This is a genomic window from Cyclobacterium sp. SOCE241, from assembly GCF_056867545.1.
The window spans coordinates 1,423,404-1,448,022 of record NZ_CP149779.1 but is presented as its reverse complement, the minus strand read 5'-3'; the positions used below and the strand labels follow the sequence as shown (position 1 = coordinate 1,448,022).

25 protein-coding genes, 1 tRNA gene and 4 pseudogenes are annotated in these 24,619 nt (G+C 40.0%); 29 read left to right on the top strand and 1 reads right to left on the bottom strand.

Annotation, left to right across the window (positions count from 1 at the left end):
* Positions 1-129: 129 nt before the first annotated feature.
* Positions 130-217 (top strand) — tRNA-Ser (locus WG932_RS07115).
* 276 nt (positions 218-493) lie between these two features.
* Here the strand turns inward: WG932_RS07115 and WG932_RS07110 are convergent.
* Positions 494-712, bottom strand: coding sequence for a hypothetical protein (locus WG932_RS07110; protein WP_483087459.1), 219 nt, complete (start codon positions 710-712; stop codon positions 494-496).
* A 3-nt stretch (positions 713-715) separates the two neighbouring features.
* Between WG932_RS07110 and WG932_RS07105 the strand changes: the two genes are divergently transcribed.
* The 28 genes and pseudogenes from WG932_RS07105 to WG932_RS06970 all read left to right on the top strand — a co-directional run bounded on the left by WG932_RS07105 (position 716) and on the right by WG932_RS06970 (position 24,540).
* Positions 716-1,036, top strand: coding sequence for a helix-turn-helix domain-containing protein (locus WG932_RS07105; protein ID WP_317192127.1), 321 nt, complete (start codon positions 716-718; stop codon positions 1,034-1,036).
* A 114-nt stretch (positions 1,037-1,150) separates the two neighbouring features.
* Positions 1,151-2,356: a VapE domain-containing protein gene (locus WG932_RS07100; protein WP_149392920.1), complete on the top strand. Its 1,206-nt coding sequence runs from the start codon at positions 1,151-1,153 to the stop codon at positions 2,354-2,356.
* A gap of 211 nt (positions 2,357-2,567) precedes the next feature.
* Entirely contained in the window at positions 2,568-2,897 is a 330-nt protein-coding gene (locus WG932_RS07095) for a hypothetical protein (protein ID WP_483087458.1), read from the top strand.
* The gene (locus WG932_RS07090; protein ID WP_483087457.1) at positions 2,833-3,441 is read left to right on the top strand and encodes a toprim domain-containing protein; all 609 of its coding nucleotides are present in this window, start codon (positions 2,833-2,835) and stop codon (positions 3,439-3,441) included. The genes WG932_RS07095 and WG932_RS07090 overlap by 65 nt, the downstream gene beginning before the upstream one ends.
* 583 nt (positions 3,442-4,024) lie before the next feature.
* Positions 4,025-4,588 (top strand): GNAT family N-acetyltransferase, encoded by a 564-nt coding sequence (locus WG932_RS07085; RefSeq protein WP_149392922.1) that lies wholly within the window; start codon positions 4,025-4,027, stop codon positions 4,586-4,588.
* 6 nt (positions 4,589-4,594) lie between these two features.
* Complete coding sequence (locus tag WG932_RS07080) at positions 4,595-5,482, top strand: helix-turn-helix domain-containing protein (protein WP_483087456.1); 888 nt, start codon at positions 4,595-4,597, stop codon at positions 5,480-5,482.
* A 605-nt stretch (positions 5,483-6,087) separates the two neighbouring features.
* Positions 6,088-6,321, top strand: a complete 234-nt coding sequence (locus WG932_RS07075) for a DUF4221 family protein (protein WP_482893843.1) — start codon at positions 6,088-6,090, stop codon at positions 6,319-6,321.
* A 35-nt stretch (positions 6,322-6,356) separates the two neighbouring features.
* The gene (locus WG932_RS07070) at positions 6,357-6,656 is read left to right on the top strand and encodes a hypothetical protein (RefSeq protein ID WP_483087455.1); all 300 of its coding nucleotides are present in this window, start codon (positions 6,357-6,359) and stop codon (positions 6,654-6,656) included.
* A 1,045-nt stretch (positions 6,657-7,701) separates the two neighbouring features.
* A complete protein-coding gene (locus WG932_RS07065) occupies positions 7,702-8,076 on the top strand; it encodes an ArsR/SmtB family transcription factor (protein WP_482893846.1) in 375 nt (124 codons plus the stop codon).
* Positions 8,073-8,987: a mercuric transport protein MerTP gene (gene merTP / locus WG932_RS07060; protein ID WP_482893847.1), complete on the top strand. Its 915-nt coding sequence runs from the start codon at positions 8,073-8,075 to the stop codon at positions 8,985-8,987. Before WG932_RS07065 ends, merTP begins: the two co-directional genes overlap by 4 nt.
* A gap of 1 nt (position 8,988) precedes the next feature.
* Positions 8,989-9,210: a GDCCVxC domain-containing (seleno)protein gene (locus WG932_RS07055; RefSeq protein ID WP_482893848.1), complete on the top strand. Its 222-nt coding sequence runs from the start codon at positions 8,989-8,991 to the stop codon at positions 9,208-9,210.
* Positions 9,207-10,268: a dihydrolipoyl dehydrogenase family protein gene (locus WG932_RS07050; RefSeq protein WP_483087454.1), complete on the top strand. Its 1,062-nt coding sequence runs from the start codon at positions 9,207-9,209 to the stop codon at positions 10,266-10,268. The genes WG932_RS07055 and WG932_RS07050 overlap by 4 nt, the downstream gene beginning before the upstream one ends.
* Positions 10,220-10,549: a hypothetical protein gene (locus WG932_RS07045; protein WP_483087453.1), complete on the top strand. Its 330-nt coding sequence runs from the start codon at positions 10,220-10,222 to the stop codon at positions 10,547-10,549. The genes WG932_RS07050 and WG932_RS07045 overlap by 49 nt, the downstream gene beginning before the upstream one ends.
* Before the next feature lie 76 nt (positions 10,550-10,625).
* The gene (locus WG932_RS07040; protein WP_482893850.1) at positions 10,626-10,997 is read left to right on the top strand and encodes a metal-sensitive transcriptional regulator; all 372 of its coding nucleotides are present in this window, start codon (positions 10,626-10,628) and stop codon (positions 10,995-10,997) included.
* Between the two features lie 216 nt (positions 10,998-11,213).
* Complete coding sequence (locus WG932_RS07035; protein ID WP_482893851.1) at positions 11,214-11,483, top strand: thioredoxin family protein; 270 nt, start codon at positions 11,214-11,216, stop codon at positions 11,481-11,483.
* A gap of 84 nt (positions 11,484-11,567) precedes the next feature.
* The gene (locus WG932_RS07030) at positions 11,568-11,894 is read left to right on the top strand and encodes a four-helix bundle copper-binding protein (RefSeq protein WP_482893852.1); all 327 of its coding nucleotides are present in this window, start codon (positions 11,568-11,570) and stop codon (positions 11,892-11,894) included.
* Between the two features lie 94 nt (positions 11,895-11,988).
* Positions 11,989-12,300, top strand: coding sequence for a hypothetical protein (locus WG932_RS07025; RefSeq protein ID WP_482893853.1), 312 nt, complete (start codon positions 11,989-11,991; stop codon positions 12,298-12,300).
* Positions 12,301-12,309: 9 nt separating this feature from the next.
* Entirely contained in the window at positions 12,310-13,089 is a 780-nt protein-coding gene (locus tag WG932_RS07020) for a hypothetical protein (RefSeq protein WP_483087452.1), read from the top strand.
* A 74-nt stretch (positions 13,090-13,163) separates the two neighbouring features.
* Positions 13,164-13,646, top strand: a complete 483-nt coding sequence (locus WG932_RS07015; protein WP_482893855.1) for a heavy-metal-associated domain-containing protein — start codon at positions 13,164-13,166, stop codon at positions 13,644-13,646.
* Between the two features lie 16 nt (positions 13,647-13,662).
* Complete coding sequence (locus WG932_RS07010; protein WP_482893856.1) at positions 13,663-14,001, top strand: mercuric transporter MerT family protein; 339 nt, start codon at positions 13,663-13,665, stop codon at positions 13,999-14,001.
* Between the two features lie 327 nt (positions 14,002-14,328).
* Positions 14,329-14,871 carry a YceI family protein gene (locus tag WG932_RS07005; RefSeq protein ID WP_482893857.1) on the top strand — a complete coding sequence of 181 codons (543 nt, stop codon included), beginning with the start codon at positions 14,329-14,331 and terminating at the stop codon, positions 14,869-14,871.
* 13 nt (positions 14,872-14,884) lie between these two features.
* Positions 14,885-16,152 (top strand): annotated as a pseudogene (locus WG932_RS07000) (hypothetical protein).
* A gap of 14 nt (positions 16,153-16,166) precedes the next feature.
* Positions 16,167-16,400 (top strand): hypothetical protein, encoded by a 234-nt coding sequence (locus WG932_RS06995; protein WP_483087451.1) that lies wholly within the window; start codon positions 16,167-16,169, stop codon positions 16,398-16,400.
* Between the two features lie 6 nt (positions 16,401-16,406).
* Positions 16,407-16,940, top strand: coding sequence for a hypothetical protein (locus WG932_RS06990; protein ID WP_483087450.1), 534 nt, complete (start codon positions 16,407-16,409; stop codon positions 16,938-16,940).
* 211 nt (positions 16,941-17,151) lie between these two features.
* Positions 17,152-17,570, top strand: a pseudogene (locus tag WG932_RS06985) (HYC_CC_PP family protein).
* 102 nt (positions 17,571-17,672) lie between these two features.
* Positions 17,673-21,496 (top strand): annotated as a pseudogene (locus tag WG932_RS06980) (efflux RND transporter permease subunit).
* Entirely contained in the window at positions 21,493-22,740 is a 1,248-nt protein-coding gene (locus WG932_RS06975; protein ID WP_014022567.1) for a TolC family protein, read from the top strand. Before WG932_RS06980 ends, WG932_RS06975 begins: the two are co-directional and overlap by 4 nt.
* 1 nt (position 22,741) lies before the next feature.
* Positions 22,742-24,540 (top strand): annotated as a pseudogene (locus WG932_RS06970) (efflux RND transporter periplasmic adaptor subunit).
* Positions 24,541-24,619 lie beyond the last annotated feature (79 nt).

Genomic DNA, 24,619 nt, shown 5'->3' with positions numbered 1-24,619 from the left:
CTGATCGGGAAGCGGTCGGAATTGACATTTAGTTGTGGATTTGAGAAAGCATTTTTTGTTGATTGTTATATACAATAAGCAGGCTTTAAAAAATCAAGATTAATTTGTTTACATGCTTCACCAATACTTAGAGAGTTGGGTGAGTGGCTTAAACCAGCAGTTTGCTAAACTGTCGTACGCCTAATAGCGTACCGGGGGTTCGAATCCCCACTCTCTACTGAACAAAACCCTGGCTTATTGATTTTCAATAGGTTAGGGTTTTATTTTTTTAATCAGGGGCGAATTCAGGGGCGAATTATCCAAATTTTCACTCTAACCGCTTAATTCAAATTAAGCATTCCTGTTTTTTCATTTTCTAGAATTTGCTGATTTTTTTGATGAGACCTAATTGTTTCCAACTTCAAATATTTTTTCATTACAACAATTGGGTGGAGTGACTTGAAAATTGAAATGCACTTAATTTTAGAATAAAACTTTTAGCTTTTCCTACATATCATCCAACGGCCAGTTTCAAACTTACATTTTCAAAATCTTTGATATGCTTCCGTGCAAGAATGAAGTCATCTCTTTCAATGGCTTGAAGGATCATTCTTATCAGTTCAATAAGCATTTTGCTTTCATGCAATTTTTTCCCTTCAAAACCCTCCATTCCAGCCAATAGTGAAGGTTCCCAAAAACTTGGGGTACTACCCCACCTAACTACCCCTGCCAACTTGTGACCATATTCGGCCAACAAACCAAACGAAAACTGAATATGAATGACATGATCTTTTCACCAATTGACAAAAGACAACTTATCCAAGAGATAGCTGAAGAAGTAGCTTCAAGGATAATCCCAGAGTTGCAACCAGCCACTCCCGACGATGAATTGATACAGATACCTGAGGCCATGAAACTGCTTGGGCGCTCCCGCACTACGATCAACAACTGGAGGAGGGAAGGGTTCCTGAAGGAACAAGTAATTAACACCAGGGTGTATTTCAAAAAGTCGGATATACTCAATGCCGGTCACCAGAAAAACGTTCGGAAAAAATAAAAGCGGATCATGCCCGATCCGCCTTAATTAATTTCATTAGGAAATGGTATCCCGTTTTTAATGAGATAAATATACCATTTCTGTATGGAATAATCAACCCAAATCTACAGAAATATGGCCGATGAAACCCCTATCAAAAAGATTGATGAGAAATCTTCGAGTGCAACCATTCGAATGATCAGATTCCTTATGACAAAATATGAGTTTAAAAATAACATGGTACTCAACGAGGTCTTTGCAAAAGAAAAAGAAGGAAAGAAGTACCACCCAGTCAATCCCCATACGCTTTACATAGAATGCCGTCAGGAGGGATACCGTACCTCGGTAGCAGAGATCAATACCTTTCTGTCTTCAGATTTTATTCCAAAAACCAACCCTTTCGTGAATTACTTTAAGCATGTCCGGGACACCTGGAGTGAAGCCAATCATGGGGATTATATCCGGAAATTCACTCGATATATTCAGGTACATGGACAAGAACGTTTTGAGATCCAGTTCAAAAAATGGCTGGTGCGCTGTGTGGCCTGTTGTCTCCGCGATGACTTTTTCAATAAGCAAGCCCTGATCTTTGTACAGGAGCAACAGAATAGTGGTAAAACCACACTTACACGTTTCCTGATTCCAGATCAGCTGAAGACTTACCAAGCTGAAAATATTTCTGTGGACAAGGACAGTCTAATCGCCTTGAGTCAGAATTTCGGAATCATTCAGGATGAGCTTTCCACACTTTCCAAAACAGAGATCAACGCACAGAAAACGCTGATGAGTAAATCACAAGTCAAAGTTAGGCATCCTTATGACAAGAAGCCTAAAATGGAACCGAGAAGGGCTTCCATTTGGGGATCCACTAATAAGGCTGAGTTTCTCACGGATGTAACAGGTAGTGTGCGTTGGCTCTGCTTTACGGTAAGGGAAATTAATTGGAATTACATAAAGGAAATTGAAATCGATAGGGTTTGGGCACAGGCTTATCAGTTATACCTGACGAATTTTCATTATGAAATGACAGCGAAGGAAATCCGGGAAAATGAAATCATGAACAACCAGTACAAAACCATTTCTCCTGAAGTAGAGCTAGTGCAAAAGTTCTTTACACCAGGCACCAAAGAGGACCATGACAAATTCATGACTGCAACGGATATCTGCCATCAGCTGGCTTTAAATATTTCCGGCAATCTAAGAATTAGCCCTGTGGAGATTGGGAAAGCCTTGAAACTGCTTGGTCATGTTCAGACCCAAGTACGGAGAAACGAAACCCAAACCTTCCCCGAAAAGGGATACTACATAAAACAAAACCAACCTACTACTTACTACAAATAGGGGTTAAATATTTGATATGCAGATAATTAACATGTAGTAAGATTAAATAATTAAAATTACTACAACCTACTACATATTGCGCTTTTGTAGTAAGATGCTTTTTAAGTCAAAATAGGTGTAAGAAACTGAATATCAATAGTTAAAGGGGTGTTTGTAGTAAGGTAGTAACTGTAGTAAGCGGATTTTCAAAAAAAAATTAAACTTAAGAGCAATGAATGCAAAAGAAGCAAATAAAATATCCATAATAACCTATCTGGACCAGATGGGAATCAGACCAAGTAAAGTAAAAGCAGGTTATTGCTTTTACTATTCTTCCTACCGGGAGGAATCAACCCCTTCTTTTAAGGTAAGCCCGAGCAAAAATCTATGGGTAGATTTTGGAGATGGTAATGCTGGGGGTACGTTGATTGACCTGGTTCTTAAAATGAATCCTGCTTATACTGTTCCTGATGCCATTAGGGAAATCAAAACAGTAAGTGGGTCTTCTTTTTCTTCACCAGCCTGCTATTCCCCGACCCGAATCATCCGAAGAGTCAGCTGAAGGAATCAAGATTATAAAAACCAAACAACTAGGAAACAATAGTGCCATAACGGAATATCTTCAATCCAGGCGAATCCTTCTGGATACAGCTAAAGAATTTTGCCGTGAAGTCTATTACCGCATTGGTGACAACAGGTATTTTGGGCTAGGTAATCCTCATGAAAACGGCTGGGCAATTCGTAACAAATATTGGAAAGGCTGCACTGCCCAGGGAGTATCTACATACTGTAATAATTCAACAGATCTATGCCTGTTTGAAGGAATATTTGACCTGTTGAGTTATAAGGAGATGAGAAAAGGGGACCAATACCGAGAGGACTTTATGGTGCTTAATTCTTTGGCCAATTTACAGGGATATTATTCGAAAATAAATAAGTACAGGCGTGTAAACTTATTTTTGGACAGGGATAAGGCTGGGAAAGAGGCGTCCAGAAAATTAATGGATAGGCTACCTCATTGCAGAGACCAGTCAGAATTATTTCATCCCCATAAAGATTTAAACGAGTATTGGATGAGTAGGGAAAATTTAGGCGTAAAAAGGTAACTGAACAAATTAAGATTTTTAGGATACTACAGAAAAATGTTTAGAGGATTAGATGAGACTTAAGGCTTTGATTTACAAATTTTTAAATATGCAAATATGCCTATATACCAATACTTACATACATTCCTATTCAGATAATGCTATACATAATTATATTCCGAAAGGGAGGGGGAATGACGAAAAATGGAATGTTGAGTTCCAATAATAAATGCCTATTCAGGTATCCAAATACACATTTGACCATATATTTAAAGATCCATATATCTCAATAAAAATATAACATTAATTTGCATATACTTAGATAAAAACATATGTTTAACAATATTATTAGTAATATTTAGTTATTAATTTATATTAAAACAGTTCTTTACTTAACCTACTAGAGGCTAACTAACACCTTGGAGCCACTAGGATTCCGCTGTGCGCGGTCCTTGCAAGTTGTGTCTTTGTCCGACAAAAAACCGCTGGTTTTTTCTGCCAAAAACGAACTTGCCCCTCCCGTTCCCCTTCCTGTTTGACAGTTGTGTAATGTGGAGTGGAGAAGAAAAATCCTCGCAACTCGGATTTTAACAAAAAAAATCAAATGAGAAAAGCAACCCAAAATGACAGGGAAAAGGTCGTAACCATCCTGTTGAAAGCATTCAAAAAAAACAAAAGTGTCAACTACATCGCTGGTAAAGAAGAAGAAAAAATTCGCTATTTGATGGAGTATTCTTTTGAAAACTGCATTAATATGGGGGAAGTTTTTATTTCGGAGGATGGCAATGCTTGCGCCATGATACAGTTTCAGGATAAGAAAAAGTTCTCTTGGAAAAGTACATATCTGGATATAAAGTTAATCTTAAAAACCATTGGTTTGGGAAATATTCCCAAAGCCTTATCCAGGGAATCCTTTATCAAGAAGCATTATCCAAAAGATCCATTTACCTACCTATGGTTTGTTGGGGTCAGCCCGGAAAAGCAAAAAAATGGCTTTGGCACTAAGATCCTGAGGCATGTATTGGATTATTCCAAAACACTTGACCGACCTGTTTATCTGGAAACATCTACGGAGAGCAACCTCCCCTGGTATCGAAAACACGGTTTGGAAATTTATACCGTTTCCGAAAAGTTTGGATTTCCCTTTTACTTCCTGAAAACTGCCTAAAACACTATGACTGTTCTGAATACTGAAATTCACATTGTAACCCTAGTATTTGTTTTGCTGGAGGTGATGATGTTTTCTCATCAACTGGTATTTTATCTCCAAAAACCGAATGAGAAGAAGAGGAAATATTACCTGATTTTGCTTTTTCTTCTGATCCTTTACAATTTGGCCGGAGGGCTTTTTCCAGACGAAGATTTACCTCTGTCAGTAACTTTGCAATACATTCTTGCCTATGGTGCCGGTTTCGGTATGGGAGCGTATTTTCCTTATTATTTTTACAGGGCATTCAATATTACTCATTTAGAATTTCATGCCAAATACGGGGTGCTAATATTTTTGATCTTACCGTTTGTACTTTTCTTTTGCATATTATATCCTTTAGGATTGGATCTAATGACAGTGATCTACGTGGGAATGATCATCCCGTTTGCCTATGCTTTTTACATGGTGTACAATATCCTTTGGGGCATTCGCCAACGCTACAAAAAAAGTAAAGCCTCCTTCGACGCTATCCTATCTTATGTTGCTGTAGCTCCCTGGACATTGATGCCGCTGCTAGCCTATTTAGAAGTAACACAGCTGACAGAAGTTTTATTGACAAATGGTGGCTTTCTGGTAATCACAGTCCTGTATATCCGGAACATGGTCGAAGAAAATAGAAAAGATTTGGAAACCCTCAATCTTCTGCAAACAAAAAATGAAGATGAAATTTTCACTATTCGATGTAACAAGCTTGGCCTGACAAAACGAGAAATTGAAATCTGCGAATTGGTCCGGGAAGGACATATATACAAGGATATAGCTGACACTTTGTTTATCTCCGAAAGAACTGTGAATAAGCATATGCAGAATATTTTCAAAAAGCAGAAAGTAATAACAAGTTTGATTTGTTGAATAAGATTACCAAGAATGTGAAGACGGCGTGAATTGAGGTTGAGGAAATTGGCTAAACCTCCCAGTTTGAGAAGAACATAAGCTTTAACTGGACAAATTAAGAGGCTAATTTTTACTATGTATTTTTAAAAATAATCCTAAACAACAGTTTAATGGATCTGATTTTTGAGAAAAATTACTATTCAATCAAGCTGATACAAACTCTATATCTCGAAATTGTGCGTTTCATTTAGTTATTGTATTCCTTGTTTTTTAGTTATGATTAATTTTCCTTAATTTAATAGCATTAAGTGTATAGTTTCCGAATGTCCTAAAGTGGTTTTTAAATAATAAAATTATTCAACAAAATAGGGAATGGTAAAATTTAATTTTGGTTTATTTAATATTGATGTCAAAAACAAATTAGAAGGGATCTATTTGACGTGCCAATGTAAAAATTGGAACTGGAGGCATTTGTGGTTTTATGCAATTATTTATGTATCCTTCTCATGTCAAGAAAATAAAACTAAACAAGATAGCCAGGTAAATAGATATTCGGTAGACACGGTTTTAATAGATTCAAAAAATCGAATCTTGGATTTAAGGGGAAATTTAAGACATTTATCTTGGATGATAGTAGAAAATCATTTTTCCTTTTAAATCATTTTGATCTTTCAATCGATGAAGTAGACCTCGATAGGCATATTTTAGTCAAATCTTATCCACTAGAGCCTGAAGGACCAAACGGCGTTGGCGATTATATCCGTAGTCTTCAATCCGTGAATGATAGCTTATTTTTCATCAAATCAAATATACGCTCTTCATTAATCGATAAAAGTGGTCAGATTGTTATAGGATAGATTGGGATGATGCTAGGGATTCCAATGGAAGTGAATTGATGCAATTCTATAGAGACAAAGAGGTGTTGTCCGGTACCGATTATTTAAAGGTGTTCGGGGAAAATTTTGACCTTAAAAATGGTAATGTGTTTTTATATGTTCTTTCTGTTAGTGATAACAAAATTAATAGGTTTGATATTGATCCTGAAAACTCTTATCATGATTTTATATTCAGGTGGGATGATAATATAGCACCTCCCGAAGTCAACCTCAGTTCGGACAAGAAATATATTCGAATAAGTCATGAGTTTTCAAATGAAATAATTCTTTTTAACAACCAAGGAGAATTTGTGTAAGTAGTCCAATACGAGCCACAAAAGACACCTAAACGGGCTAAAATCCCGAGTGGCCCTTAGATAAAATTCAGGGATCAGGCAGGAAAGGATTACCAGCGTATTTTGGAGCAAGTCCGGTTTGAATTTCCAGTGTGGGATAGTGTGAAAAAGCGCTATTTGCGTTTGTCTTCTAAAAAATATTCACGGAAACTTATATTGATAATAATTTTGTCCCAGAAATCAAGAAAACCTTAGTATTTTTGCCAATTTTTGATGCCGAGTTTAATCTGATCTCTGAGATTGAAATTGGTGAGTTGAATAATGAACGTGTAAAGTATTTTGCCAAAGAAGGAAAGCTTTGGATATGCCAGAATTTCTCAGATGAACTTGGATTTATTGTTATTGATATTTAAGCCCTGACCATAGCCCTAATTTATAAGAAGATGGTCTTGGAAGTACTTATTAAGTAGATTAAGCAAAACTTTGAGCTTAAATATTTTTTGTCGGACAGTGAGAACGGGATCAAAATCCAGATTTGGGTGGTTTTAATACTAAATCTGCTGTTTACAGTCCTCCATAAGAGGATTAAGGAGGCAGAGGATTTTCCCCAAATGGTGATGGCGGCAGCGAAAAATTTATGCTCTTATATTAGTCTTGAAAAGTTTTTGGTTTACTCCGAAGCTTACTTTAATAAAATATTTCAAAAAGCTCAATATTATCCAAACTGATTTGAAATTCTGAGGGTAGGGCACTTTTTAAAAACCATAAACTAAGCCCTCTTAAATTCAGAAGGAAGACATTATTTTAAACTTTGTAGTTTAGTCCGAGGACAGTAATTTTTTTTAACTAAAAATTTCTCACATACCTCTTTTCTCTAGCTAAATGTCGTACTTTACTACTTCTTTATTATCAATAATTTTAAATTTCTTTTTACAGCAATTTTTATTTATGTGCTGGCTTACCAAATAAGTGATGAAGAAGATTTTTAAAACATATAATTTAAGCATTTGCTTAAACTTTTGTTTCTTACCCTCGTTATTTAATTAACTGCTTAAATAATTAAAGTATGACGAAATCATGTATCCGTGTATTTGCTGATGTAGCACAAATCCAGCAATGCAAAACCGAAATAGACCGGGTAGAGCCAACCATTGGCAGCATCGCCAGGGCCTTGAGCCTGTCAGGCAATGAAGTCCGGCTCAAAATCCTTTATCTGCTTAGTAAGGAATCCCAACTGTGCCCTTGTGACCTAAGTGACATTTTGGGTATGACCGTACCAGCCATTTCGCAGCATTTGAAAAAACTGCGTGAGGGAGGACTTGTAGTGAGCGAAAAAGTAGGACAAACCATATTCTATTCACTTCAAAAAGAGAACCTGAAAGTTATCAATCCCATTTTAGAGAGCCTTGCAATTACAGAACAAAAATCTACTGTGTCATGAGTACAAGTAGCCAACATTCTAAACAGTTTACTACGTCAACAAAAAGCGTGGGTGCCGGATTGCTGGCTGCTATAGTAGCTTCGCTGTGTTGTATCACCCCGGTATTTTCGCTGTTGGCGGGAATTGGTGGTATCGCAGCTACTTTTTCATGGATGGAGCCATTTAGGCCGTACTTAATTGTGCTGACAATTGGTGTATTAGCTTTCGCCTGGTATCAGAAACTCAAGCCATCCCGAATGCTTTCGGGACAAGAAGAAATTGACTGTGCTTGTGAAACAGACGAAGAACCTTCATTCTGGCAATCAAAGAAGTTCCTGGGAATAGTTACAGTGTTTGCGGCCCTAATGCTCGCTTTTCCTACCTATTCGCATATATTCTATCCAAAAAATGATAGTACCGGTCTTATTGCCGACAATGATCAGACGCAAATCAAGTTAGCCGATTTCAAAATCAAAGGAATGACCTGCACAGGCTGTGAGGAGCATGTAAAGCATGCGGTATCCTCTTTAAATGGTGTACAAGAAGTATCTGTTTCCTATAAAGACGCCAGCGCTCAGGTAAAATACGATGCGTTAATAGTCGGTTTAGACAAAATTACGGAAGCGATCAATGGCACAGGATACACTGTGATAGATTCAAAAATAAGCGATTGGCGGGGACAGTCTGATATTTTCCAAACAGTAGAATTTCAAACCATAGAATTACCCGTCAAAGGGATGACCTGCTCGGGATGTGAGTCTCACGTGACCCATGCAGTCAGTGAACTTGCCGGAGTGAAAGAGGTAAAAACATCCTACGAGAAGGGTAATGCCATTGTCAAATATGATCCGGATAAAGTAGAAAAAGACAAAATCATAGAAACGATCAATAAGACCGGATACAAAGTAGTAGAAAAGCCTAACAATCAATAACATGGAAAAAGAAATCGTATTACAATCCACCATCACCTGCCCAAACTGTAGTCATCAGAAAGAAGAAACCATGCCTACGGACGCATGTCAGTACTTCTACGAATGTGAAAATTGCAAAGAAGTGATCAAGCCCAAAGATGGTGATTGCTGTGTGTATTGCTCTTATGGGACAGTCGCCTGTCCTCCGATTCAGGAAGGTGGAAAAAATAGCTGCTGCGTATGAAAAAATATGATGTAATCGTCATCGGATCCGGTATGGCCGGAATGACCATCGCCAAGAAATGCGCCAAGAAAGGATTAAAAACAGCCATCACTGACTCACGACCTTACGGTGGTACTTGTGCCCTTCGTGGTTGCGATCCTAAGAAAATTCTGGTTGGAGCAGCGGAGATTATTGACCGGGCCAATAAAATGAGTGGTACAGGCATCTCAGGAGATATTTTCATCAATTGGCAAGACTTAATGGCTTACAAAAATGAACTCGTCTCCAAAATGCCCAAAGGCGTTGAGAAAGGATATGAAAACGCAGGTGTGAAGATGTACCATGGAGCAGCCAGCTTTGAGTCTGAAAACACTGTCCGCATTGGGAACGATTTGCTGGAAGGTGATAAAATCGTGATTGTCACAGGTGCAAGACCGGTAATCCTGGACATTCCAGGAGGTGATTTACCCATAGATAGTACCGATTTTCTAAATCTGGAGAAGTTACCTGAACATATCACTTTTATTGGAGGTGGTTATATTGCGATGGAGTTTGCCCACATTGCAGCCAGGGCTGGTAGTAAGGTCACTATATTCCATCGGGGCAAACGTCCTTTGGAAAATTTTGATGAGGATATTGTCAAGCACCTCGTTGATGCAACCAGAGCATTGGAGATTGAATTGCATCTTGAAACTGAAGTAGTAGGCATTAAAGAAGATGACGATCAATTCAAAGTCATCACCAAATCTCCGAATAGCACAGAGACATATAAGACCAATCTTGTAGTAAATGCTGCTGGAAGAGTACCAGAATTGGATGATATGAATCTGGAAAAAGCCAATATAGCTTCCAATAAAAAAGGAATCAAGGTAAATGAATATCTGCAAAGTGAGAGTAACCCTGCAGTTTATGCAGCAGGTGATGCAGCTGATAGCAATGGGCTAAACCTCACGCCTGTAGCCGTAATGGAAGGTCATGCTGTGGCGGCCAATATCATTCGGGGCAATAGCAAAAACCAGATTACTCCGAAATGCCAAGTGCAGTATTCACCTTACCTACACTGGCTGCTGTGGGTATGACTGAAGAGCAAGCGAAAGGGTCAGGGAAAGAACATCAGGTGAAAAGTGCTTCTGCCTCCAACGGGTATAATGCCAAACGGATTAATGAATCCACTTATGCCTACAAAGTGATTTCGGATAAAGATGGCCACATTTTAGGCGCTCATATCATCGGCCCTCATGCGGAAGAAATGATCAACCTTTTTGCGATGGCTATTCGGGCTAAACTAAAAGTTGCCGATATAAGGAACATGGTCTATTCCTATCCCTCTATGGGGTCGGATATCGGGTCTATGGTTTAATTGAAATTAAAAAACATACACACTTTTTGTTCACCACCCCGGACGGAAACGTACCTTTAATAAAATCTGAAGGATTATGATACCCAAGGACCTAACAAAAGATATAAAGACACGCTTGCAGAGCATCAAAGGCCAGGTGGATGGCTTGATAAAAATGCTGGATGAAGGAAAAGATCCGGAAAAAATTTTACTACAGTTCAAAGCAGCACAAAAAGGGTTGGACAAAGCCCATTATTTATTATTGGATGAAGCTTACCGGAAAGCTCTTGCCATTAAGATTTCAGAAACCGTTGAAGCCTGCCCAGGAAATTGCGGTAATGAAGATCGTATAGAATTTATCCGCCAGCAGTTTCCCCACCTGGAGTTGGATAGCCTTACTCAAAAAATGAAGGAAATAGCAGAGCTAAAGGAACGAATAGGCAATGTAAATGAAAAAAGCGGTTCATAAACCGTTGCTCTGTATTGCAAGTGTCGGATTTCCGCTCAGTATGATCCGGTAAAATCTCCGTTTTTCATCATCACTTTTCTTATATCAAGAAAAATAAATCAAATTTTGTAGTCATCGCCTCTTGGCGACCACCCCTCCCTAAGCTTACCTTTGAATTGTTCTTATCCGGAAAGAATCTCAAAATCATTTTACAGAACAATTCAAAAGGAGGAAAATATGAAACGTCAAGTAGAAATATTTACGGCTAATTGCCCGGTTTGTGATCCGGTAGTCAGCATGGTAAAAGACTTAGCCTGTGATCAATGTGAAATAACAGTCTATGATCTGGTTAAGCAATGTGAAGACAAAACTTGTCTGAGCAAACTGAAAGAATACCAGATTAAAAAAGTGCCGGCCATAGCAGTAAACGGATCGCTTTTATCCTGCTGTAAAAGCCAGGGAGTCACCAAAGAAGAACTGATCAAAGCAGGGATAGGACAAGGATAAAAAAAGAAGTAAGGTACGGCTTACAAAATATATTTCCCCCATGCTGCCGTGCTGGCGAGGGAATTCACTTAAACCAACACAGTTATGAAACCATTGAACAACGAAATTCAACAATGTATTGACAATTGTAACGAATGCATAACCGCTACGCGAATCTGTCTGGACCAGCATATGGGTGAACCCGATATGAAAAAATGCCATCAGCTTTGTCTGGATTGCCTTGCCCTTTGTACCGCCTGTGTCCAAATGCTGGCATCTCAGTCCGATTATGCCGACAGAGTATGCGCCATTTGTGCTGATCTGTGTAAAGCTTGTGCAGAAGAGTGCGGCAAATTTGACAGTGAAGTGTGCAAGCAGTGTGCAGAAAAGTGTGAAGCTTGTGCGGAAAGTTGTGCTAAAATGGCGGCATAAAATGAGAGTCTTAAAATCTCTGAAGCAGGATTTCGTCAGCATAGCGTCCCTGTTTACTTCTGTCTCAACGCTGCTCTGCTGTGCACTGCCCTCATTGCTCGTAGCTGTTGGGATGGGAGCGGTAGTGGCTGGATTAGTTTCGGACTTCCCTGCACTGATATGGTTGAGCAAGTATAAGGAGTGGACATTTCTGGTAGCCAGTATTTTGATCGGGTTCAACTTCTGGCTGTTTTACGGTCGCAAGAGTAATCAGGCATGTGAAATAGACGAATATGGAAATGAAACGGCCTGTGATACAGCCGCTCGGTGGAGTAAGATTATCCTTTGGATATCTTTTGGGCTTTACGTGGTTGGCTTATTCTCTGCTTATTTGCTGCTTCCGCTTCAACAATTTTTAGGGATTTAAAAAGTAAAGATGAAACAAACAGTATTAATTGTAATAGTTGCCATGATGGCACTTTCAAAAACCTACGCTCAGGGACACGGCCCGCTCTTCGGACTACAAACCCCTACTTTAGCCAAGGGAGGAGTTGATTTTAATGCGGTTGCCATGAGCCTGGCTACAGAAGATGATCAGTCTTTTATGCTGCGATATATCTGGTCTTATGGTGTTACGGAAGACCTACAGTTAAACATCACTACACCTACAATGATCAACCGGCTTTCAGATCCTCCAAGGACGAGAGGAAACAGCAATATGCCCGCTAATGGCGATATTGAAGCTTCGGTCTGGTATCGTTTCTTTTCCAATGCATTTGGCGTGGGGAAAAGATTTGAATCTACTGCAATATTAAGTGTTTCAACGCCTACCGAAGAAACAAGAGGAGGCATCAACTTAAGCAACTCCATTCATGGAGCGATCTCTACCGGGTATGCTTCCCGAACCTGGTACGCCTGGGTAGGTGGCGGCTATCAGTATTATTTTGAGAAGGGTAATGATCAATTAGGTGACCTTCCATATGCCAGCTTGGTAGTTGGCTATCAGCCCAACATCTTCATGGGAGACTATCCAAAGCCAGACTGGAGAATATTTGTTGAGTCGCTGGCGGAGTTTCCTGGAAGCAACACTTTTGAAGGCCAACTGTCTCCAATGGATCAAAGAGGAAAAAAGTTATGCTCGGGCCGTCATTTCTCGGTCTCTATGGAGCCTGGGGAATATCTTTTGGGGCATTATTTCCGGTCTATCAGAATGTAGTGCAAGGCCCTCAAGAGCGATACAGACTCTCAATGAATATAAGTTATTGGTTATAAATATTAAAACAGAAGAAAATGGAAAAGTTAGGAATAATAGCATTGTTGACAATTATTAGCCTGAGCAGTGCAATGGCTCAATTGATCCAAGTAGATCAGGAAGTATTTGGAATGGATTGTGCGCCCTGTGCATATGGCCTGGAACGCGGGCTCAAGAAAATGGATGGGCTTCAAAGTGTTAAAGTAAGTCTTAACGATGGTAAAGCATATCTTGAGCTAGCTGCTGACAATGATTTGACCTTACAAAAAATTCAGAAAGAAGTTAAGAATAACGGATTTTCAGCCAGAAATGCAGTAGTAACGTTAAATGGTGAATTGGTGAAGAAGGATAATGAGTGGAGTATAAGCGTAAACGGAGAGACATTCAAAATCAGCTCAGATACTCCTGATGACATACTTGCAAAACTTAAGTCCGGAAGGATTAAGCTGAAAGGATGGGTAGAAGATAAAGAGGATGATGAGTTAAATAGTAAATGGAATATTAGGATAACCGAAATCTAATAATTTTAAAATATTTATGAAGAAAAGTGTTTTATTAGGTCTAAGTCTGACTTCTGCGGTAGCCCCCTTCTTTTGTTGCTGGGGGCCGGCTATTGTTGTTGGTATTGCCGGTTTTTCGGGCACGGTTACGTGGTTTTCGTGGCTACACCCGATGCGGCCCTATTTATACACACTGGCCTTTTTATCATTAGGTTTTTCATTTTACCAGGCGTATGGTAATAAAAAGAACAATCAAAGGTGTGAGAATTGTAAAAAGGCAAAAAATAAAAGTATGGCGAGTCAGGTGTTTTTGTGGATTACTGCTTTGGTTGTATTTTCCATGTTTGTGTTGAACTATAGTTCCAATCTATTCTGATGAAAACACACCCAATTTTTTTCCAAAATAGTAGTTTCGGAATAAAATTCCTTAGATATAATCAGTCAGTATGTAAAGTTATTGTACCTGCTCGTCCTCTTTCACGCCTACCGTTTTTTATTTGGCTAATTCGTCCGAAATAGCTTCAATAGACATTTCATTCAACAAAGTGCTCTCAAAACAAGAATTCATACATAAAAGCCATAATACTGTACAGATCACCCCAGCCTCTCTCAATACTTTTGGATTCAATATTTCAAAAAGAGAGGATATATGTATATACAGAGTCAGGTAAAACCAAAAAGTTAACTAAAGTGGGCGTTGTTATTGGCCATATTATTAATAGTTGGTGGAGAAACAGTTGCCCAAAATGCCTATACACTCATCATTAATCAAGAATTTAAAGTATCAGGCACCTCTACTCTTCACGATTGGGATATGGTATCGGATGATGCCACTGGAGAGGGGCAAATAACCATTGAAAACCAAAAAATCACTCGCATCAATTCACTTGTAGTCACCTTGCCTACTAAATCATTAAAGAGTGGAAAAGGCAGCATGGATGACAATGCCTATGAAGCACTTGTTGCAAAAAAATACCCCGAAATACAATTTGAGCTGATAGAAATTGAGACGATTACCGATCAGTCGTTACGGGCAAAGGGTAATCTGATTATTGTCGGTACTAAAAGTTTGGTTTCCCTTCAAGTGGATTATGTAATTACCGGGAATACTGTACAGTTTTCCGGATCATTCCCTATCACCTTTACACAATTTAATATAGAGCCTCCCAAAGCCTTATTAGGCACAATTAAAACGGGGGACAAACTACAAATTTCTTTTGAAACAACTTTTAAGTTAATAAACTAAAACGCTTATAAATATGAAAACAAGAAACAATGGGTATAGAATTACCATACTATCACTAATACTTCTGACATCAAGTATAGTGTATGCACAGCAACCTGCCCTGCAGTATTTTCGGCCTAATGACAAAGCCGGTCTTAACGTATTTGAACCATCCAAGCAAGACACCGTGGAGTTTGATGGAGTGAAAGTACGTATAGGAGGTGATTTTGCTATGCAATTTCAAAGTATCAATCAAACCAATTCGCTAGACAGTTTGGTAGAATTAGGAACAAACTTCAATCTTCCCACAGCTAACCTCAACATTGATGTTCAGCTGTATGATGGGTTGAGAATGCACCTGAGGACTTATCTTTCATCCCAAAATCACAGGGAAGCATGGGTGAAAGGTGGTTATCTTCAAATTGACAAATTGGACTTTATAAAACCGGGTTTTATGCAGGGCTTTATGGATGTAGCCCGTATAACTATTGGCTTAGATGAGTTTAATTATGGAGATGCCCACTTCAGAAGAAGCGATAATGCAAGGGCTATTTTTAACCCATTTGTGGGCAATTATATTATGGATGCTTTTTCAACGGAGGCTTTCGGTGAGCTTACTATAATGAAAAATGGTTTTTAGGAGTAATTGGAATTACGAATGGGAAACTTAATCAGAGCGTAGTGGTCAACGATAATTCTGACAACAAGGCATCTTTCTATGGAAAACTCGGTTATGACAATCAACTAAGTGATGACTTCAGATTACGTTTAACAGGTTCCTGGTATATCAATAAAGGTACTACGACAGGCTCCTGGATTTACGGTGGAGATCGGGCAGGATCGCGGTATTACAATGTCATGCAAACGCTGGACGGTGATGGAGGCCCCTTTGAAGGACGGTTCAACCCAAGATTCAGAGAACTAACAGCCATTCAAATCAACCCATTCATAAAATATAAAGGACTGGAGTTTTTCGGGATTTACGAAGTAGCCTCAAGCAGTGACGATCAAGGTGGAGGGGCTTTTACACAGTTAGCAGGGGAACTTCTCTATCGTTTTGGCAATACTGAACAATTTTATCTAGGTGGAAGGTATAACACTGTTTCAGGAGAGATGCTTGAAAATGCTTTAACACAAGAAATTAATCGGGTGAATATTGGTGGTGGTTGGTACATGACTAAAAATGTAATGGCCAAGCTGGAATATGTATCTCAAAAGTATGAAGGCGAAGGCTGGACAGGCACCAAATACAATGGAGGTGAATTTGATGGCATAAACATAGAAGCAGTAATAAGTTTTTAAACAAAAGTATTTTTGTGCCGGAACATTTATCCGGCACTTTTCTGAGTATTAAAGTAAAAATGGACAAACTGCAGTATTGCAAAAAAATTCTTGAAAAAGTAAGCTTTGATAAAGAGCTTTTAAGGAAGGAATATGAAAAAGCATTGAAATTGCTGTCAGGTGAGGAAGCCGATGCACTGGACCTTTGGTACAACGAAAAGTTTAGGAATAATAACGGTCAGCAATCAGACAACAGCAAGAAAAAGTAATAAACAATGGCGTTTTGCTTACTCATGGTAGTCATAAATTTCAACCCAATTCTTTCCTGTAGTGCCGAGACATGCAAAGAAACACAATGGCGGGTTACAGGTAAAAGTCGGGTGGAGATATCAGGAACAACTAATATCAATCAGTTTCACTGCCTTTCAGTGAATTATGAAGGAGAGGATACCATGATGGAAAACTATCCTCAAGGTGCTGAAAACCCTTCATTTAATGGTGAGATTTTTATGAAGGCAGCTGGCTTTGATTGCCATAACTCTATGATGACCCGGGACTTTGCCAAGACCCTCAGGGCTAATGAGTTTCCGGAGATAAGTATTAGGTTTATTGAGTTGAAGGAGAGTTCCTCCCACGAAAACGGACTATTCGGCAAAGTAGAAATCACCCTGGCAGGAAAGTCTAATGTCTACACAGTTTCATGCATAGTAAAAGAAGAAGGTGAGAATCATAAGCATTTGGAGGGCAGCCGGACTTTTCTTTTTCAGATTTTGGTCTGCAACCTCCTCAAAAGCTATTTGGAACGATAAAAGTGAGAGATGAAGTATCTGTGGATTTTCACTTGAAATTGAAAAAATGTAATACTTGATTAATTGCTTAAAATGCTTAAAACAAGGGGAATTTACCTTTGCTACCTGAAAGGAAGAGAAATTTCATACATTTAAAACAAGATATTGAACAGGAACAGGAATCATTTTGGTTTACTTTGCGTATATCAAAATTACTGAGGAAGATAATTTATTGAAAAGAATAATTTCCATATCGCTACTTTTAATTTTTCTGGTTGGCAATTCCGGCTTTGCAATGGTAACACACTATTGTGGAGGAATGGCAATGGAAACGCAAATAGTAGTTGGCCATACAGAATTACATTGTGGTATGTCCAATATGGAAAGCGGTTGTGAAACCGAAACGTCAAAAGAAAATCAATTCAAGAAAAAACCCTGCTGTGAAAATGAGTATCAATCTCTTGAGGTAGAAGATGAATTTCAAGCTCAGGTTATTGGTAGTTCGTTAAGCTTAGAATTTGTAGCCGCATTTTTTGCAACCTTTATCGGCATAACATATTCTTCTGAAGCAGACAAAACAGAATATAAAAACTATTCCCTCCTTTGATTGAACGCGATATACCTATACTCGTTCAGTCCTTCCTTATTTAAGCATTTCATTCAATTAATCGTGATCAAGGGCATAGCTCGCTAAGGCCTGGAGGCATTATTTCTATGCCTTTTAAATCAATTTAAAAATTGAATGTAAATAATATGCTTAATAAAATTATAAGATATTTTCTTGAGAACAAGTTGGTTACCGTTCTCATATTAATTGGCTTTATTGCCTGGGGCATTGTTACCGCCCCTTTCGGCTGGCAAATAGGGGCATTGCCTTCCGACCCCGTCCCCGTGGATGCCATACCAGATATTGGGGAGAATCAGCAAATTGTATTTACCCAATGGCAAGGCCGGTCTCCACAGGATATTGAGGATCAGATTTCTTATCCATTGACTACATATCTATTGGGTATACCGGGCGTAAAATCTATAAGGAGTTCTTCCATATTTGGCTTCTCCAGTATCTTCATCATTTTCAGTGAAGATGTAGAGTTTTACTGGTCTCGCTCCCGTATCCTTGAGAAACTCAGTTCCTTGCCTTCAGGCTTATTGCCGGAAGGGGTACAGCCGGCACTCGGGCCTGATGCCACTGCCCTGGGCCAGGTGTATTGGTATACCATTGAGGGCAGAGATAAAGATGGAAACCCTACTGGGGGTTGGGATTTGCACGAAATCCGTACCGTACAGGACTTCTACGTCAAATATGGACTAAATGCAACGGAAGGCGTTTCGGAAGTAGCTTCCATAGGAGGCTTTGTACAGGAATATCAGATTGATGTTAATCCCGATGCCCTAAAAGCTTATGATATCCCCTTGCATAAAGTAATGCAGGCAGTACAGAAATCAAATAAAGACGTAGGGGCTAAAACCATTGAGATCAACCAGGCAGAATACCTGGTGCGTGGTTTGGGTTACATCAAAAAAGTGGAAGACATTGAAAAGGCCGTAGTTGCTGTTCAGGAAAATGTTCCCGTCCGTATTAAAGACATTGGTGTAGTTACCCTGGGCCCATCCACCCGAAGAGGACTGCTGGATAAAGATGGTGCTGAAGTGGTAGGTGGAGTAGTGGTGGCCCGCTATGGTGCTAACCCCTTACAGGTCATTAACAACGTCAAGGATAAGATTAAAGAAATTGCCCCAGGCCTGCCTAAAAAAACGTTGGAAAATGGAAGGGAAAGCCAGTTGACTATCGTTCCATTTTATGACCGCTCCGAACTCATTTATGAAACATTGGGAACCCTGGAAGAAGCTATTTCGCTTCAAGTGCTCATTACCATTTTGGTAGTGATCGTGATGGTGTATAATCTTAGGGCTTCATTTCTCATTTCAAGTATCTTGCCTATCGCGGTCTTGATGGTGTTTATAGCAATGCGCTACTTTGGCGTGGATGCCAATATAGTGGCCTTGTCAGGAATTGCCATTGCAATTGGTACAATGGTGGACTTGGGCGTTATACTTTCCGAAAATATTATCAAGCATATAGATGAAGCTCCTCCCGGTCAAAGACTGATAGAAACCATTTACAATGGAGCTTCAGAAGTGGGTACTGCTATTCTCACTGCTGTTTCTACCACCATTGTCAGCTTCATTCCGGTCTTTACCATGCAAGCTGCCGAAGGAAAGCTCTTTGGGCCTTTGGCATTCACTAAAACCTTTGCCTTGATAGCTGCCCTGTTGGTGAGTTCATTGATCATGCCTACTTTGGCACATTGGTTCTTTGGGTTCAAAATCAATAATAAATTTGTAAAGAAATATGGCGGCTACGCTTTAGTAGTACTGGGAATTATAGGACTTGTTATCGGTCAGATATGGGGTGGCGTATTGCTGGTACTATTTGGTACAATCGGAATTTTAAAGAATATTTTTGACACTAAAAAGCAAACTTTTCTAAACCTGTATTATTTCTCTACAATTATGCCGAGCTGATCATTGTACTCATTGGTGCAACATGGCTTTTAGCCAAATATTGGCTACCACTAGGAGCCTCAAAGTCTCTATTACTCAACTTTATATTTGTGACCTTGTTGGTAGGATTTATCCTGGGGTCGTTTACGCTTTTAGAGTATTATTATAAATCTATATTAAAATGGTGCCTGGATAATAAAGTTAAGTTTCTATTAATACCTACTTTCTTGATTTTGCTTGGCGCTAATGTCTGGTTGGGTTTTAATACTGTTTTTGGGTTTATACCTAAAGCGTTTGATAAGCTCGGCTGGGATCTTCAGACTACTACAGTCTGGTCTGGCCTGACCCATACCTTCCCGGGTGTGGGCAAAGAATTTATGCCTTCTTTGGACGAAGGAAGTTTCCTACTTATGCCTACTTCCATGCCTCATTCCGGCATTGAGTATAACCGCAAAGTGGTTGGACAACTTGATATGTTACTGACTAATATTCCCGAGGTAGATCTCACGGTGGGAAAACTTGGACGTGTAGAATCTGCTTTGGATCCGGCACCCATTTCCATGTATGAAAATATTATCAACTATAAACCGGAGTACATGCTCAGTGAAAAAGGGCATCGGGTAAGGTTTAAAGTTGATAAGGAAGATCGCTTCATACTAAACAGCGGTGATAGTCTTTCTAATGAGGAAGCCATTAACCGAGGGGTTATCTTGGAGGAACTCATACCTGATGATAACGGGAATTATTTCCGCAACTGGCGGCCACAGATAAAGTCCCCGGATGATATCTGGAATGAAATCGTGAAGGTCACCAAAATACCGGGAGTAACTTCAGCACCTAAGCTGCAGCCTATTGAAACCCGACTGGTCATGCTTCAAACAGGTATGAGAGCCCCAATGGGAATCAAAGTGTACGGCCCTGACCTGAAAACCATTGAAGATTTCGGGCTACAACTGGAAGAAGTACTTAAGAATGTTCCTTCGGTAAAAGCAGAGGCCGTATTTGCCGACCGGATTGTAGGTAAACCCTACCTTCATTTGAATATTAACCGTGATGAAATATCTCGCTATGGATTGAATGTGGAAGATGTACAGCAAACCATTGAAACTGCTATCGGAGGAATGAAGATTACTTCTACCGTGGAAGGACGCGAGCGTTTTCCAGTGAGGGTACGCTACCCCCGTGAACTCAGGGACGACCCTGAGTCATTAGGTAAAATCCTGCTGCCTACACCTACAGGAGCACAAATACCGATCAGCCAGGTAGTGGACTTTGAGTATGTGAGGGGGCCACAGGCGATCAAAAGTGAGGAAACCTTTTTGGTAGGCTATGTACTGTTTGATAAAAGGGATGGATACTCTGAAGTTGGGGTAGTCAATGACGCGCAAGCGGCTATCCAGGCCAAGATAGATTCAGGGGAATTAATTGTTCCTGCCGGGATCAGCTATAAGTTCTCTGGGAGCTATGAAAATCAGGTGCGGGCAGAGAAAAGGCTGACTATTATAGTACCGCTCGTTCTAGGTATTGTGTTCCTTATTCTCTACTTCCAATTCAAATCTGTAGCCACTTCATTGATGGTATTTACTGGTATTGCCATGGCATTTAGCGGGGGCTTTATCATGTTATGGCTGTATGGCCAGACCTGGTTTGCGGACTTCTCCATATTCGGCACCAATTTCCGTGACCTGTTCCAGATACACACTATCAATTTGAGCGTGGCTGTTTGGGTAGGCTTTATTGCCTTGTTTGGCATTGCTACAGATGATGGTGTGTTAATGGCAACTTATTTAGATCAAAGTTTTGATAGAAATAAAACAGATAATCTGAAAGGAATAAGAGCGGCAACAGTGGAAGCTGGTCAACGAAGAATAAAACCAGCTGTGATGACGTCTGCCACAACCATCATTGCTTTGCTTCCTATACTAACCTCAACAGGACGTGGTGCGGACATCATGATCCCGATGGCTATTCCCGCATTTGGAGGTATGTTCTTCGCTGCGGTCACCTACTTTATAGTGCCGGTTTTATACTGTATGAGAGAGGAAAGAAAACTTAATAAGATACAATCATGAAGATCATTGTAAATATCATAATACTTGTTTTTTTCGGAACCAGCGTGAGTGAAGCGCAGACCCTGGATGACTATTTAAAAATAGCAGCAGAAAACAATCCCGGTCTACAAGCGAAATACCGGGAATTTGAAGCGGCTATTCAGAAAGTGGAACAGGTAAATACTTTGCCGGATCCTAATTTCTCTTTTGGCTATTTCATTTCACCGGTAGAAACGAGGGTGGGACCGCAACGGGCCAGGTTTTCTTTAACACAGATGTTTCCCTGGTTTGGTACCTTGAAAGCACAGGGTGATGCTGCGGCTTTGATGGCTGAAGCTAAATACCAGTCTTTTCTGGATGCCAGGAACCGCTTGTATTATCAGGTCGCAGCAGCATACTATCCGCTTTATGAGCTCAATCAATGGAAAGAGATTGAGCGGGAGAATATTGAAATACTGGAGTCTTATAAAACCATTACCAATAAGAAGTTTGAAAATGGAGCGGGTACTATGGTTGACTTCTTGCGTGTTGATATTATGTTGAAAGATGCCAAAACCAACCTTTCCATTCTGAACGATAAGGAAGTTCCTCTGCTGACCCGGTTTAATAAACTGCTCAACAGAGAGGAAGACGCATTGGTAATTGTAGAGGACTCTCTCTTTGCTCAAGCCTTGCCTGATAATTTTAGAAAGGACTCTTTGCTTACGAACAACCCTATGTTGGAAGAATTGGACTTAAAAATAGCCTCCAGTGAGGCAAGTGAGGAGGTAGCCTATAAGCAAGGGCTTCCAAAGTTTGGAGTAGGGCTGGATTATGTAATGGTCGGAGAACGTACAGATCTGGCTTCTGATATGGCAGCTCCCCAAGACAATGGTAAAAATGCCTTGATGCCGATGGTTTCTGTCAGCATTCCCATTTTCCGAAGCAAATATAAAGCGGCTGTAAAAGAAGCACAGCTCATGCAGGAAAGCTTTGCGCTCCAAAAAGAGGATTTTGCCAATACCCTTACGTCAAACTATGAAATGTCTTGGTTTGAAATTCAACAACAGCAAGAGTTGCTTGAGCTGTATGATCAGCAAATTCAGGAATCCAATCAAGCACTTAACCTGCTTTTTACTGCATATGGCAATTCGGGAAAGGAGTTTGAAGAAGTGCTGCGTATGCAGCAACAGTTACTAAAATATGAAAAGATGAAGGCAACGGCCGAAACACAGTATCAAATTGCCCTGGCCAGACTCAATTACTTAACTGCAAAAACATATTAAGATGAATACGAATAAAAAAATAATAATCATAGCACTGTCAACACTGGCAATAGGGTTATTGCTGGGTTGGTTGATTTTTGGTGGTTCATCATCTGAGAGTAAAATGGATGATGAGCACCAGCACACGACAGAAATAGCCGGAGAGACCGTATGGACCTGCTCTATGCACCCACAGATCCGTCAGAGTGAACCCGGAGACTGTCCTATTTGTGGAATGGACCTCATTCCTTTGGAGGATGATCAGGATGAAGTACTTGACCCAATGGCAGTAAGTATGTCGCCTACCGCCATGCAACTAGCTGATATTAGAACTGCCACTGTGGGTACCATGGATCCAGTGAAAACAGTTAGATTAAACGGGAAGGTACAGGAAGATGAGCGGCTTGTTTCCTCTCAATCCAGTCACATTCCAGGTAGAATTGAACGACTGAATGTTAACTTCACAGGTGAATATGTGCGCAGGGGACAGGTAATTGCCTATATCTATTCGCCTGATTTAGTTACTGCTCAGGAGGAATTGTTTGAAGCGCAAAAAATCAAAGATACACAACCACAATTATTTAAATCAGCCCGGGCAAAACTCAAAAACTGGAAGCTTTCAGACGGTCAGATAGATAAAATATTAGAAAGTGGTACCCCTTCCGATGAATTTCCAATTACGGCAGACATTTCAGGCTATGTGTTGAGCAAAAATGTTAATGTGGGTGACTACATCAAGCGAGGGGAACCTATTTATGAGATTGCAAATTTATCACGCGTATGGGTGCTGTTTGATGTGTATGAGTCGGATATGCCCTGGATAAATAAGGGAGACCAGGTGCGGTTTACAGTTCAATCACTCCCGGGCCAAACGTTTGAAAGCAAGATAAGCTTTTAGATCCGGTAATTAATCCAAAAACCCGGGTAGCCAAGGCCCGGGTGGAAGTACCCAATAAAGACAATCAGCTAAAACCTGAAATGTTTGCATCCGGTACGGTAGAAGCTACATTGCCGAAAAAGTCCAACAATGTTATCGTTCCGAAAACAGCCGTAATGTGGACGGGTAAACGCTCTGTAGTCTATGTGAAAAATACCTCCGGCAGTGGAGTAAGTTTCATGATGCGTGATGTAACGCTTGGGCCGGGTTTAGGTGACAGCTTTATTGTGGAGAGTGGCCTGGAGGAAGGTGAGGAAATAGCCGTGAATGGTACCTTCAGTATAGACGCAGCGGCTCAACTGGCAGGGAAACCGAGCATGATGAACCCTGAAGGTGGCCCGGCCATGACAGGCCATAATCATGGGGGTATGGAGATGTCGGCTTCTTCTTCAACCTCCACACCTGGAAAAAAAGCGGAAGTAAAATCTGTTTCAATCAACCAAAAAGCTAAAGATGCATTAAAGCCTCTTTATGAGGAATACCTGAATTTCAAGGATGCACTAGTGGCTGATAATTTAGCTGAGGCTCAGAGTGCGGCTAATGAGTTGAAAGCAAAACTGGATGCAGTGAATATGTCAATTTTTACCGGAGCATCACATAATGCGTGGATGGACCATAGCAGTGATTTGAAAAATGCCTTGCAACACGTACAGCATTTGAAAGATATTGAGGCTGTGCGTAAAGCATTCCAACAGGTGTCTGAAGGGATGATTGATTTGACCAAAGCTTTCAACCCATTGGACCAAACCCTATATGTCCAGTTTTGTCCTATGGCGGATAATAATAAAGGAGCTAACTGGCTAAGCACCGAAGAGGAGATTCGCAATCCGTATTTCGGAGAGGCCATGCTTACTTGTGGTGAAGTGAAATCAACAATTAAATGAAAGAATGTTGTAAAACGGAGGATGAAAAGCCCCCATCAAAATTAAAAATATGGTTTTCTCGGATCATCTGGGGGATTGT